The following is a 12,934-nucleotide window of genomic DNA, read 5'->3' as shown; positions in this document are numbered from 1 at the left end:
ATCTTGGAGTAAACTTATGAATTTTAATAAAAGCAGTAAAATTATTTTGATTTTAAGTAAGTGCCATGTAACCAACATGTTATAAGCATATTCTTATATTCTAGTATTCTTAAGAATATAAGAATATAAGAATATGCCTTAATGTACATTTATAGTATTTAAATCATAACTAGATTTTTTAAAGATATATCAAGAACCTTAAAGGAATGTGTAAGGGCTCCAACAGAAATGTAATTTACGCCAGTTTCAGCATAGGATCTTATACTTTCCAAGTTTATGTTTCCAGAAGACTCAGTAATTGCTTTACCATCTATAAGAGCAACCATTTCTTTAGTCATAGCAGGACTCATATTATCTAACATAATAATATCAACTTTTGCTTCTAAAGCCTCTAGTACATCTTCTTTACTTTCTGCTTCAACTTCAATTTTAGTAGTGAAGGATGAGCTTTTCTTTGCAAGTAATACAGCTTTTTTAATTCCACCAGCAGCATCTATGTGATTGTCTTTAATTAAAATAGAATCTGAAAGGGAAAACCTGTGATTTGAACCTCCACCACAAAGTACTGAATATTTATCTAAATGCCTGTAAAGAGGAGTAGTCTTTCTTGTATCTACTACCTTGCAGTTTGTACCTTCAATAGCTTTAGCATAAATATTTGTAGAAGTTGCTATACCACTCATTCTTTGTAGTAGATTTAACCCTATTCTTTCACCCATTAATATATTTCTAGAATTGCCCAAAAGCTCACCTATTTTTTCACCTTTAGAAACTCTATCACCGTCTTTAACTGTAGATTCAAAGGAAACATCACCTAATATTTTAAATACTTCTTCAAATACAGGTAGTCCACAAATAATACCATCTTCCTTAGCATAAAGGGAGGCAGTACATCTACTATCCTCAGATACTGTGCTTATTGTTGTAATATCTCCAAAAGGCATATCCTCTTGTAAAGCATTATTAATAAGTTTATCAACAATTAAATAATTTAACATAATTTTCATCAACCCTTTCTTTTAAAAAATTAATCAACTCTTCCCTAGTAGGGTAGTTAGAGTTATTGGAACAGTATAATTCGCTATTTATTTTTTGAGCACATCTATAGGAAAATACCACGGCTTCAAGTAAGGAATTACTAGCTAATCTATTATTTCCATGGACCCCAGTACAAGCTGTTTCTCCCAAGGCATAAAGTTGATTAAGGCTTGTTTGACCAAATAAATCAACCTTAATTCCCCCCATAGCATAGTGATGAGCAGGGGAGATAGGAAGCAAATCCTTTTCCATAGAATATCCTCTTTTTAAACATTCACTGTAAAGGAATGGAAATCTACCTTGTAAGAAGTTCTTATCTAAGTGAGTAAGATCAAGATAAACATAAGGGGTAGTAGGGGTGCCTTCTATTTCCTTTAAAATAGCTTTAGATACTATATCTCTAGGCTTTAAAGGATCAATGAATTCTTCTCCTTTTAAATTTCGGATTTTTCCGCCTTCACCTCTCAATGATTCTGATAGCAATAATCTTTTTCCTGTTGAGTCCTTTTCAAAAAGAACAGTAGGATGTAGTTGTAGGTAGTTTATATCTTTGATTTCTACATTGTTTTTTAGGGCAATTGATATTCCATCTCCAGTTAATGATGGGAAGTTAGTGGTTGAAGTAAATAACCCACCAAGACCACCAGTTGCAAGAATAGTACACTTTGCATGTATTTGTAGTTCTGAATTATTATAATCGCATATACCACCAAGGCATCTATTATCCTTCTGAATTATATCTATAATTTTACATCCTTCAAAAACTTCTATATTCTTTCTTCTATGAAGCTCTTTGTAAAGGGAATCCATTATATATTTTCCTGTTTCATCTTTAATATGGGCTATTCTAAAGGTACTATGTCCACCTTCTCTAGTGTAGGACATAGATCCATCATTATTTCTATCAAATGGAACTTTATATTTTATTAGTCGTTGAATATTTGGTCTTGATTCTTTAACCAAAGTTTCAACAGCATCTACGTTATTTTTATAGTTGCCAGCAATAAGAGTATCTTCTATATAAGAAGTATAATCTTCTTTATTCAAAGCAGTAGAGATACCCCCTTGGGCCAGGTAGGAATTACAGTCCTTCAAGCCTTCTTTACAAATTAATATAACCTTTAAATTTTTATTTAGGTTTAAAGCAGAATAAACCCCTGAGACACCAGTACCAGCTATTAATACGTCACAGGTTCTAATCATATTATCAATCTCCTAACAAATGCATATTTTCCAAAGCTGTCAATGCTTTTAGTCTTTGTTCTTCTTCAATTTTAATTTCATTTGATTCATTTAATAGGCAGTTATAAAGATCCTCCAAGTGTGTCATCTTCATATTTGGACAGATCATTGAATCTTTAAGAGGGATAAATTTCTTATTTGGACTTTTCTTTTTCATTTGATGGATTACACCTTCTTCTGTTACTACAATAAATCCATCTGAATTAGAAGTTGCAGAGTAGGTAATAATTTCAGATGTACTACCAATAAAATCAGCAATAGAACGAACTCCTTTATTACATTCAGGATGAACTAGTACTTCATATCCAGGATATTCTGACATTAGAGTTGTAATATCCTCTTGTTCAACTCGTTCATGAACAGGACAAAAGCCTTGATATAATATAAAGTTTTTATTAGGGAAGTGTTCGCTAATATATTCTCCTAAATTTCTATCAGGCAAGAATAATATTTCTTCTTCTTTTATATTATTCATTATTTTTAATGCAGAGGATGATGTAACACAAACATCAGACATAGCTTTTATATCTAAATTTGTGTTTATATAGCTTATAACCTTAGCATTGGGGTGTTTTTTAATTAAATCTTGGAGCCTGTCTACTAATGCCATATCAGCCATAGGGCATCTTGATTCAATTGCAGGCAAAAGAACTTTTTTATTAGGGGATAAGATCTTAGCACTTTCAGCCATGAATCTTACACCACAAAATATTATAAGATTTGAAGGAGACTCCATGGCCTTTTTACTAAGAAAATAGGAATCTCCAACAATATCGGCGATTTCTTGTATTTCAGGGCTTTGGTAAAGATGAGCTAATATTAATGCATTTTTTTCTCTTTTTAATCTTTTTATTTCCTTAACTATATCCAAAACAAAACAACTCCTTATAAAGTTTACATGTGTATATACACCATGTATAAAGTTTAAGGCAGGAGTAAGTCTTTGTCAATTTTAAATTAACAGTTTTGTGTATACTTTATGGAATAAATGGAAATAATGGCTATTAGGGAGTGATGAAGATGAGAAAAGTTAGCAAATTAATTATTATAAGTTGTATTGTATTATTAGGTATATTTGTAGTAAGTTTCCTAGCAACGGATATATATTTAGATAAGAAATCAAAAGAAAGTGATGAAACTAGTCAAAGCTTATCCGCTGGAAATGATAATAAGAAATTGAGCCTTGAGGATAAAACAAAGATTTCATTATTTAAAAAGAATTCAAAGGAAAAAGAAACAACTTTAGGTGAGCTAAAAAAAGAGTTGGGATTAGATGGAGAAGTTACAGAAGAAGTTTTAAGTACAGCTTTGCAAAAAAAAGGATATGAACTTGATGGAAAGGGAGATAAGGAATTATCATACACAAGAGAAGTAGAAAGTAGTGTTGAGCCAGATAAATACTATATTAAAGATTATGATGGGTATTTAGCTATATATAAGAGTGACACTAATGGAAATTTAACAATAGAGAATCCTATAACTGATGTATTTAAAGAAAGCAAGAAATTCGAAGATTTACCATCTACAGATAGAGAGCTTATTAATAACTTAGAGAGAAAGTTTGACAATAAAGAAGATGCAGAAGATGGAATATATGAGTTAATATCCTAAAATTTTATATAGATATAAGAAACCAATTATATACCTCATGGGGGAGCGAAAGCTCTCCTTTTTATTTTGCAAAATCAAAAGAGTGGTTATTAGTAAGCATTTCCCTTGAAAGATTTAAGCTTAAATGATAAAGTATAATAAGAATTAATGAGAACATACTTTCACTTTTGATGCTGGAGGATAATAAAATGTACGAGTATATAAGAGGAAAATATATAGGGATAAATAAGGACTATATAATAGTAGAGAATAATGGTCTGGGATATAAAATATTTACTTCTGGGGCAACAATGTCTATAATGCCAAAATCAGGTGAAGAGGTAATGCTTTATTTGGAGCAAATAGTAAGACAAGATTTCATAGGTCTTTATGGATTTGGTTCAAAGGAAGAATTAGATATGTTTAAGCTATTACTTGGGATAAACGGTGTTGGTGCAAAAGCAGCCCTTTCATTATTATCAATAAGTAGGGTAAACAACCTTAAGTATGCAATTATAATGGGTGATGAAAAACATATTTGCAGAGCACCTGGTATAGGTAAGAAAACAGCAGGTAGAATTATATTAGAACTTAAGGATAAACTTAAGAAAGAAGATATGACTATTGATAAGAATGAAGATGGAATATTTATAGGTGATGATAATGAAGCAAATTATGCAGCTACTTTAAGTGAAGCATTAGGAGCTTTATTAGCCTTAGGATATAGTGAGAAAGAAGCAGAGCTCGCATTAAAGAAAGTTGATAAAGAAGAAACAGTTGAGAATATTATTAAGAGTTGTTTAAAGGTCCTAATGGGTTAGGGGGATAATTTATGGAAAGAATTATTACTCCACAGGAATTAAATGAGGATTCAGGTGGAGAATTAAGTTTAAGACCTCAAAAAATTAATGAATATATAGGGCAAGATAAAGTAAAAGAGAGAATGGATGTCTTTATTAAAGCAGCTCAAAAAAGAGGAGAAGCTTTAGATCATGTTCTTTTATATGGGCCACCTGGTTTGGGAAAAACTACACTAGCTAATATTATTGCCCAGGAAATGGGCGGAGATTTAAAGATAACATCAGGGCCAGCAATTGAGAGAGCAGGAGATTTAGCAGCAATATTAACAGCTTTAAAAGACAATGATGTTTTGTTTATAGATGAAATTCATAGACTGAACAGAAGTGTAGAGGAAATATTATATCCAGCTATGGAAGATTACGCCTTAGATATAGTAATTGGTAAGGGAGCAGCAGCGAAATCTATAAGATTAGACCTTCCGGCCTTTACATTAATAGGGGCAACTACTAGAATAGGAATGTTAACATCACCATTAAGAGATAGATTTGGTGTACTATGTGCTATGGAGTTTTATACTGTAGAACAACTTACTGAAATAGTAATAAGAAGTGCATTAGTTCTTGGTTGTAATATAACAGAAGAAGGTGCAATAGAAATAGCTAGAAGATCAAGAGGAACACCTAGAATAGCAAATAGACTTTTGAAAAGAGTTAGAGATTATGCTGAAGTTTATTCTGATAATCTAATTAGTTTAAAGGAAGCAAGAGCTGCTTTAGGATTATTAGAGGTTGATAATGAAGGCTTTGATAGAGTTGATAATAAAATTTTAGAAGCTATTATAGATAACTTTGGTGGAGGCCCTGTAGGGATTGAGACTTTATCCTATTTTATAGGAGAGGAGCTTGGAACTCTTGAGGATGTTTACGAGCCATATCTACTTCAAAGAGGATTTATAGTTAGAACACCTAGAGGTAGAGTAGCTACAGAAAAGGCATATAATCATTTAGGAAAGCCAATGGGCAAAAAATCTGATAAAGATGGGCAGAGAAGTTTTTTTTAGATATATGAAAGTAAATAATAGTTAATTAGTTACTTGAATATGACAAAAGTTAGGAGAAGTGAAATAGTATGAAGGTAACAGATTTTGATTTTCATCTTCCAGAGGAGTTAATAGCACAACATCCTTTAGAAAAAAGAGATTCATCAAGATTAATGGTTTTAGATAAGAAGACAGGTGAAATAGATCATAAAAGATTCTATGATATTATAAATTACCTAGAAAAAGGGGATACTTTAGTATTGAACAATACTAGAGTTTTACCAGCTAGATTAATAGGTGAAAAGGAACATACAGGTGGAAAAATAGAATTCCTTTTATTAAAAAGAATAGAGGGAGATAAATGGGAGTGTTTAGCTAAACCTGGTAAGAGTGCGAGAGAAGGCAGAAGGTTTACTTTTGGAGAAGGAAAGTTAATTGCAGAAGTAGTTCAGGTTCTTGAAAATGGTAATAGAATTGTTGAATTCCATTATGAGGGGATATTTGAAGAGGTATTAGATTCATTGGGAGAAATGCCACTTCCACCTTATATCCATGAGAGGCTTGAAGATAAGGAAAGATATCAAACAGTTTATTCTAAAGAAGAGGGGTCAGCTGCTGCACCTACAGCTGGATTACACTTTACAGAAGAATTATTACAAAAGATAAAAGATAAAGGTATTAATATTGCATATGTAACTCTTCACGTAGGTCTTGGAACATTTAGACCTGTTAAGGTTGAAGATATAGAAAGCCACGACATGCATTCTGAATTTTATGTATTAGATGAAGAAAATGCTAATATTATTAATGAAACAAAGAAAAGGGGAAATAAAATTATATCAGTAGGTACCACATCTACAAGAACTCTTGAAACTATCGGTGATGATAGTGGGATGGTCAAAGCTCAAAGTGGGTGGACAAATATATTCATATATCCAGGATACAAGTTTAAAATTGTAGATAACTTAATAACGAATTTCCACTTACCTGAATCAACACTAATAATGTTAGTATCTACATTAGCAGGAAGAGATCATGTCCTTCATGCTTATGAAGAGGCTGTAAAAGAAAAATATAGATTCTTCTCCTTTGGAGATGCAATGTTTATTAAGTAATTAAGGAGTGAAATCATTGACTAAAAGATATACTTTATTAAAGAAAGATGGAAATGCTAGAAGAGGAAGATTTGAAACTCCTCATGGAACTATTGAAACACCAGTATTTATGAATGTTGGGACCCTTGCAGTTATTAAAGGTGCTGTTTCATCAATGGATTTAAAGGAAATTGGTTGCCAAGTTGAATTATCAAATACATATCACTTACATTTAAGGCCTTCTGATGAAGTTGTATATAAAATGGGTGGATTACATGAGTTTATGAATTGGGATAGACCAATACTAACTGATTCAGGCGGATTCCAAGTATTCTCTTTATCGGGAATGAGAAAAATAAAGGAAGAGGGAGTTTACTTTAGCTCACATATAGATGGAAAGAAGATATTTATGGGACCTGAAGAATCAATGCAAATTCAAAGTAATCTAGCTTCAACTATAGCTATGGCCTTTGATGAGTGTATTCCAAATCCATCAACTAGAGAGTATGTTGAAAAGTCAGTAGCAAGAACTACAAGATGGCTTGAAAGATGTAAGGTTGAAATGGATAGGCTAAATGCTTTACCTCAAACTATAAATAAGGAGCAAATGCTTTTTGGTATTAACCAAGGTGGATGCTATGAAGATATAAGAATAGAGCACGCTAAGACAATTACTAAAATGGATTTAGACGGATATGCAATTGGTGGATTAGCAGTTGGAGAAACTCATGAAGAAATGTATAGAATTATTGATGCTGTTGTGCCACATCTTCCACAAGATAAGCCAATATACTTAATGGGTGTTGGTACTCCAAGTAATATATTAGAAGCAGTTGATAGGGGAGTAGATTTCTTTGACTGTGTACTTCCTGCTAGAAATGGTAGACATGGTCATGTATTTACAAAGGATGGAAAGATTAATTTATTAAATGCTAAATTTGAGTTAGATGCAAAGCCTATAGATGAGGGCTGCGAATGCCCAGCATGTAAGAGCTATACTAGAGCTTACATAAGACATTTATTTAAAGCTAAGGAAATGTTAGCAATGAGGTTATGTGTTCTTCATAATCTATACTTCTATAATAAGCTTATGGAAGATATAAGAGCTGCTATAGATGGTGGATATTATAAGGAGTTTAAAGAACAAAAGTTAAGGGAATGGAATAGTAAAGCTTAGTATTGACAAGTGGTTTAAAGAATTGTAAACTACTTTACATGGATATGTGAATTTGAATTCATATATACTTTATAAATGGAAGGAAGGACAATTAGAATGAATATATTTTTACAATTAGCGCCTATGTTATTAGTATTTGTAGTATTCTACTTTATACTAATATTACCTGAAAAGAAGAGAAAGAAGCAATATGGAGAAATGTTAGATACCCTTCAATTAAATGATGAAGTTATGACAAGAGGCGGAGTAGTTGGAAAGATAGTGTCTCTTGATGGAGATTATATGGTTTTAGAATCAGGTCCAGATAGAACTAGAATAAGATTCTCAAAAAATGCTATAGCAAGTAAAGTTTATAAAGAAGATTAGAATAGTACCCCTTAATACCTCATATGATGAAGTATTAGGGGGTGTTTTATATGGAGGAAGGAAAAATTTTAAAATCAGTTTTTAAAGGCTTGATGGGTGCAGTGTTATTAGCTCTTATTCTGCTATTAATCTTATCATTAATAATGACGAAATTTGATTTAACTGAAAAAGTATACAGTATAGTTTATGTGGTAATAACTGCATTATCTTTGGTAATTGGGTCAGTTTTTGCCGCAAAATGCAACGGAAGAAAAGGATGGTTAACTGGATTTTTAGTGGGATTAATGTTTTTTGTATGTATCCATATTTTAGGAGCGATAGCTACCGGCAACATTAGCTTTGATATGGCTGAAATGTACAAGTTAGGAGCATCTATAACTATAGGAACAATAGCTGGAATATTAGGTGTTAATCTCTAAAACATCTTTATTCTGCAAAGTCTGTGTGCTATAATAAATCTGCATTGTGAAATTTGAACCTAGTACTGAGGAGGATAAAAATGAAGACAAAAGGAAAGAGTTCAGTATTATTTATACTTAGCACCTTAGCCATTATTGTATTTGCATACATTGGAATTAATGGATTAGAGGTTGCTGGTTGGCAATTTAAGCCTTTTGAGGATACGATAACAAAGGGATTAGACCTACAAGGTGGAGTTTCTGTAGTTATGGAAATCCAAGATGAAGAGGTTACAAAGGAAGATTTAGAAAAAACAAAGGAATCTTTATCTCTAAGAGTTAATAAGATTGGAGTTGCAGAAACCGTTGTAACTACAGAAGGGGATAGAAAGATAAGAATCGATATCCCAGGTCAATATAACTCAGGAGAAATTGTTGAAAACTTAGGGAAAACTGGTGAGTTAACATTTAAATCTCCAGAGGGTGAGGTCTTATTAACAGGGAAAGATATCCAAAAGTCAGCAGTAGTTTCTAATGCAGAGACAGGAAAACCAGAAGTTTCATTAGAAATGACTGATGAAGGAAAACAAAAGTTTGCAGATGCTACTCAGAAGTACGTAGGTCAAGCAATATCAATTAACATGGATGATGAACAATTATCAAATCCAAATGTCCAAAGTGTTATAACAGATGGAAAAGCTGTTATAAGTGGAAGTGGATCACTTGAAGAAGCTAAGAAGCTTTCAGGATTAATAAATGCAGGTGCATTACCTGTTACAGTTAAAGCAGTATCTGTGCAAACTGTAGGTGCACAACTTGGAGCAGAAGCGCTTCCAAATGCTATAAAGGCAGGAATTTTAGGAATTGGATTAATATTTGTATTAATGATTGCTTACTTCAGAATTCCAGGAATAATTTCTAGTTTGGTATTAAGTCTGTATATTTGTCTAGTTCTATTTATATTTGGAGAAGTAGGAGCAACAATGACACTACCAGGTATAGCAGGTTTACTTCTGACTATAGGTATGGCCGTAGATGCTAATGTTCTTATTTTTGAAAGAACAAGAGAGGAATTATCTAAAGGAATTTCTATAAAAAGTGCTGTTGATAAAGGTTTTGAAAATGCAATGTCATCAATAGTTGACTCAAACGTTACTACTATTATTGCAGCATTGGTACTTTACTTCTTTGGATCAGGTGCGGTAAAAGGTTTTGCCGTAACATTGTTGATAGGAATTATAGTTAGCTTATTTACAGCATTAACAGTTACAAAATTCTTTATGAGACATGCTGTAAAAATGGGAATACTAAGTAAACTATCTCATTTTAGAGTTAAGAAGAAGGAGGTATAGCAATGCTAAAGATTATAGAGAAAACAAAGGTTTGGTTTGCATTATCTCTTGTTGTAATTCTAATAGGCCTAGGCTTTGCAGTTACTAAAGGATTTAACTTAGGTATAGATTTTAAAGGGGGAACTCAGGTTACCCTTGAACTAGGAAATGACTACGATAAATCAAAAGCTGATGAAATAGTAAGTAAGTATACGAATAATTTCGTGACTAATACTATTGGTGATGATGCTAATCAATTTGAGATTAAATCAGGAGACCTTGATAGTCTTAAAGTTAAGGAAATTATTGAAGAATTAAAAACTGAGTTTAGTTTAGATGGAGAAATTTTAGTAGATCAAAATGAAATAGGTGCATCTGTTGGAGATGAACTTAAAAGGAATTCAATAATCGCATTAGTAATATCATTCTTTGCTATGTTAATATACATTGCTATAAGATTTGAAATTAACTTTGGTATTGCAGCACTTATTGCATTGGTACATGATATAGTAATTACATTATGTGTTTATGCTATATTTGGAATTCAAATTAATACTCCATTTATTGCAGCGATTCTAACTATAATTGGTTATTCTATGAATGATACTATAGTTATATTTGATAGAATTAGAGAGAACTATAAGAAATCAAGAAGAGCTGATTTAGTTGAAGTTGCTAACGCAAGTATAACTCAAACTATGTCAAGGTCTATAATAACTACAATAACTACTTTAAGTACTATTATTGCAGTTAATATATTTGTACCTGCAGTAAGGGAATTTGCATTCCCATTAATAATAGGTATAGCATGTGGTGCGTATTCGTCTATATTTATAGCATCACCAGTTTGGATTATTCTTAAGAAAAGGGAAAAAAGAAAACTAAAGTAGATAGTGTTTTATATGGGCAGGTCGAGATACCTGCTCTTTTTATTTTATCTCTAGGAAAAGATGTAAAATTTCCTTCCTTAAACTAAATGATATTAATGAGTAGTTGTAATAATAAATTTTAAAAATAACTATACTACTATATATGGACATTTTCTTAAGGGAAACACAAGAAGTAGTGCCCATTTAAATACTTTCAAAAACTGTTTGCTATTATAGTAAATATCATCTATAATATAGTTGTTTTCTTATTTTATGGAGGAGAAGTCATGCGTAAATTTTGGGAGAGTATATATTGTCCAAATTATATAACTGGATATAATCCCTTTTTACTTAGACATATGAATAAAGCTATTGAAAAGCTAGTATACGCAGTAAACAATCGTAAAAAAATCGTTGTTTATGGAACCTCCTCAGTGGATGGAATATGTGCTATTGCATCATTGAGTCTAATATTAAGGTATTTGAATGCAGATGTTGAGTATCTTATACATGATGGGGGAGAAAATAATAAATCGGTTGATTGTGATGATATAAAGGAAGATATAGACTTCCTTGGTGCTGATCTACTTATAACTTTAGGGGTGGATTTGAAATCAGATGAAGAAGTAAAGCTTTGCAATAATTTGGAAATAGATCTAATTGTACTTGAGAATAAAAAGACCGTTAGAGAAAGAGATTATGTCTATATAAATCCAAATCAAAAGGGGTGCCAGTACAGGTATAAAAATCTGTCTTTAAGTGCGTTGACCTTTAAATTGATGCAAGCTATTGCAATTTATTATAATATGAAGAGTATAAATAAATATCTTGATCTTATATTAATAGGTGGACAACAGGCAAAAATTTCATTGAAAGGTGAAAATGGAGTTATTCTTAAAGAAGGTAGAAAGTTTTTAGTTAATACTAATAATAATGGTTTAAGGGCAATAATGAATTTTAATAATGTAATAGAGTTGGATGATGATAGTATAGCCAATATTGTAGAACTTATTACTCCAACAGTAAGTACAGTAGGTGTGGTGAATAATGCACGTATAGTACTTGAGTTATTAACAACTAATGATAAGGATAGAGCAGAGCAAATAGCTAAATACTTACATAACTTGAATAAGCCAATAGAGTAGGCTTAATCATTGTATTATATAAATATTTATTTTGGAGGAATCAGTATGGATTTAAAAGATAAAATCAGAGTGGTAGAGGATTTTCCAAAGGAAGGTATAAGTTTTAAGGATATCACAACATTAATAGGTGATGGAGAAGCTTTAAAATGCTCAATTGATAGAATGGCAGAACATCTTAGAGATAAAAATGTAGATGTAATATTAGGACCAGAAGCAAGAGGATTTATATTTGGAGTTCCAGTGGCTTATGCACTAGGAGTGGGTTTTGTACCAGTAAGAAAAAAAGGAAAACTTCCATGTGAAACTGTTGCAGTAAACTATGGATTAGAGTATGGTACAGATACTTTAGAAATACACAAAGATGCTATAAAGAAGGGCCAAAGAGTTGCAATTGTTGATGATTTATTAGCAACTGGTGGAACAATAGAAGCTGTAGCTAAGCTTGTAGAAATGGCAGGAGGAGAAGTTGTTGCTTTAGACTTCGCTATTGAATTAACAGGACTTAATGGAAGAGATAAGTTAAAGGGATATGAAGTATTATCTCTTGTTGATTATGAATTTTAATTAATTGAATTATGATTTTAAAGAGTATGTACTAAAGAGAGTAATCTGTTTCTATGCATGCTCTTTTTAGTTATTAATTAAATTTCAATGGTAATCCCACGAATATCCCATTTAACCAAGCCTCTCTTTGGTTTTATTGTTGAAAAAGGTATGATAATAATATATAATATTCTATAAATAATGGCTGGTTATTGACCAGCCTTTGACTTTAGGTGTACTGGCATATTTATGCCATTATTTTATTTGGTATGCCTTATAAAATATGTATTTGAGGGAGAGT

General features: G+C 31.7%; 14 protein-coding genes. 11 read left to right on the top strand and 3 right to left on the bottom strand.

The features are described 5' to 3' along the window. Positions 1-158: 158 nt before the first annotated feature. The 3 genes from nadC to nadA are packed head-to-tail and all read right to left on the bottom strand — an operon-like array spanning position 159 to position 3,151. A complete protein-coding gene (gene nadC, locus ACSYT2_RS10810) occupies positions 159-998 on the bottom strand; it encodes a carboxylating nicotinate-nucleotide diphosphorylase (protein WP_438385016.1) in 840 nt (279 codons plus the stop codon). Continuing rightward, positions 976-2,241: an L-aspartate oxidase gene (locus ACSYT2_RS10805; protein ID WP_430855225.1), complete on the bottom strand. Its 1,266-nt coding sequence runs from the start codon at positions 2,239-2,241 to the stop codon at positions 976-978. The genes nadC and ACSYT2_RS10805 overlap by 23 nt, the downstream gene beginning before the upstream one ends. A gap of 4 nt (positions 2,242-2,245) precedes the next feature. Continuing rightward, positions 2,246-3,151 (bottom strand): quinolinate synthase NadA, encoded by a 906-nt coding sequence (gene nadA, locus ACSYT2_RS10800; RefSeq protein WP_430855224.1) that lies wholly within the window; start codon positions 3,149-3,151, stop codon positions 2,246-2,248. Between the two features lie 149 nt (positions 3,152-3,300). Between nadA and ACSYT2_RS10795 the strand changes: the two genes are divergently transcribed. From ACSYT2_RS10795 to ACSYT2_RS10745, 11 genes are all read left to right on the top strand, one after another. Next, positions 3,301-3,891 (top strand): hypothetical protein, encoded by a 591-nt coding sequence (locus ACSYT2_RS10795; protein WP_430855223.1) that lies wholly within the window; start codon positions 3,301-3,303, stop codon positions 3,889-3,891. A gap of 188 nt (positions 3,892-4,079) precedes the next feature. Then, complete coding sequence (ruvA, locus tag ACSYT2_RS10790) at positions 4,080-4,691, top strand: Holliday junction branch migration protein RuvA (RefSeq protein ID WP_430855222.1); 612 nt, start codon at positions 4,080-4,082, stop codon at positions 4,689-4,691. A gap of 11 nt (positions 4,692-4,702) precedes the next feature. Next, the gene (ruvB, locus tag ACSYT2_RS10785; protein WP_438384761.1) at positions 4,703-5,731 is read left to right on the top strand and encodes a Holliday junction branch migration DNA helicase RuvB; all 1,029 of its coding nucleotides are present in this window, start codon (positions 4,703-4,705) and stop codon (positions 5,729-5,731) included. A gap of 68 nt (positions 5,732-5,799) precedes the next feature. Continuing rightward, positions 5,800-6,825, top strand: coding sequence for a tRNA preQ1(34) S-adenosylmethionine ribosyltransferase-isomerase QueA (queA, locus tag ACSYT2_RS10780; protein ID WP_430855220.1), 1,026 nt, complete (start codon positions 5,800-5,802; stop codon positions 6,823-6,825). A 16-nt stretch (positions 6,826-6,841) separates the two neighbouring features. Then, positions 6,842-7,981, top strand: a complete 1,140-nt coding sequence (tgt, locus tag ACSYT2_RS10775) for a tRNA guanosine(34) transglycosylase Tgt (RefSeq protein ID WP_438384760.1) — start codon at positions 6,842-6,844, stop codon at positions 7,979-7,981. A 75-nt stretch (positions 7,982-8,056) separates the two neighbouring features. Beyond that, on the top strand, positions 8,057-8,347 hold the full coding sequence (gene yajC, locus ACSYT2_RS10770; protein WP_438384759.1) for a preprotein translocase subunit YajC: 291 nt from the start codon (positions 8,057-8,059) through the stop codon (positions 8,345-8,347). A 50-nt stretch (positions 8,348-8,397) separates the two neighbouring features. Then, positions 8,398-8,766 carry a TIGR04086 family membrane protein gene (locus ACSYT2_RS10765; RefSeq protein ID WP_430855217.1) on the top strand — a complete coding sequence of 123 codons (369 nt, stop codon included), beginning with the start codon at positions 8,398-8,400 and terminating at the stop codon, positions 8,764-8,766. An 80-nt stretch (positions 8,767-8,846) separates the two neighbouring features. Beyond that, complete coding sequence (gene secD, locus ACSYT2_RS10760) at positions 8,847-10,097, top strand: protein translocase subunit SecD (RefSeq protein ID WP_438384758.1); 1,251 nt, start codon at positions 8,847-8,849, stop codon at positions 10,095-10,097. A 2-nt stretch (positions 10,098-10,099) separates the two neighbouring features. Continuing rightward, positions 10,100-10,966, top strand: coding sequence for a protein translocase subunit SecF (gene secF / locus ACSYT2_RS10755; RefSeq protein ID WP_430855215.1), 867 nt, complete (start codon positions 10,100-10,102; stop codon positions 10,964-10,966). Positions 10,967-11,232: 266 nt separating this feature from the next. Next, complete coding sequence (locus tag ACSYT2_RS10750) at positions 11,233-12,090, top strand: DHH family phosphoesterase (RefSeq protein WP_430855214.1); 858 nt, start codon at positions 11,233-11,235, stop codon at positions 12,088-12,090. Between the two features lie 45 nt (positions 12,091-12,135). After that, on the top strand, positions 12,136-12,654 hold the full coding sequence (locus tag ACSYT2_RS10745; protein ID WP_430855213.1) for an adenine phosphoribosyltransferase: 519 nt from the start codon (positions 12,136-12,138) through the stop codon (positions 12,652-12,654). Positions 12,655-12,934 lie beyond the last annotated feature (280 nt).

Origin of the sequence: Clostridium zhoujianii (genome assembly GCF_051590805.1) — a bacterium.
Lineage (GTDB): Bacteria > Bacillota > Clostridia > Clostridiales > Clostridiaceae > Clostridium.
The sequence above is the reverse complement of the archived record's forward strand: the minus strand, read 5'-3'. Positions and strand labels throughout refer to the sequence as shown.

Coding starts and splice junctions, on each gene's coding strand:
- nadC (WP_438385016.1), bottom strand. CDS start 998: ATGTTAAATTATTTAATTGTTGATAAACTTATTAATAATGCTTTACAA.
- ACSYT2_RS10805 (WP_430855225.1), bottom strand. CDS start 2,241: ATGATTAGAACCTGTGACGTATTAATAGCTGGTACTGGTGTCTCAGGG.
- ACSYT2_RS10795 (WP_430855223.1), top strand. CDS start 3,301: ATGAGAAAAGTTAGCAAATTAATTATTATAAGTTGTATTGTATTATTA.
- ruvA (WP_430855222.1), top strand. CDS start 4,080: ATGTACGAGTATATAAGAGGAAAATATATAGGGATAAATAAGGACTAT.
- ruvB (WP_438384761.1), top strand. CDS start 4,703: ATGGAAAGAATTATTACTCCACAGGAATTAAATGAGGATTCAGGTGGA.
- queA (WP_430855220.1), top strand. CDS start 5,800: ATGAAGGTAACAGATTTTGATTTTCATCTTCCAGAGGAGTTAATAGCA.
- yajC (WP_438384759.1), top strand. CDS start 8,057: ATGGAAGGAAGGACAATTAGAATGAATATATTTTTACAATTAGCGCCT.
- ACSYT2_RS10765 (WP_430855217.1), top strand. CDS start 8,398: ATGGAGGAAGGAAAAATTTTAAAATCAGTTTTTAAAGGCTTGATGGGT.
- secD (WP_438384758.1), top strand. CDS start 8,847: ATGAAGACAAAAGGAAAGAGTTCAGTATTATTTATACTTAGCACCTTA.
- secF (WP_430855215.1), top strand. CDS start 10,100: ATGCTAAAGATTATAGAGAAAACAAAGGTTTGGTTTGCATTATCTCTT.
- ACSYT2_RS10750 (WP_430855214.1), top strand. CDS start 11,233: ATGCGTAAATTTTGGGAGAGTATATATTGTCCAAATTATATAACTGGA.
- ACSYT2_RS10745 (WP_430855213.1), top strand. CDS start 12,136: ATGGATTTAAAAGATAAAATCAGAGTGGTAGAGGATTTTCCAAAGGAA.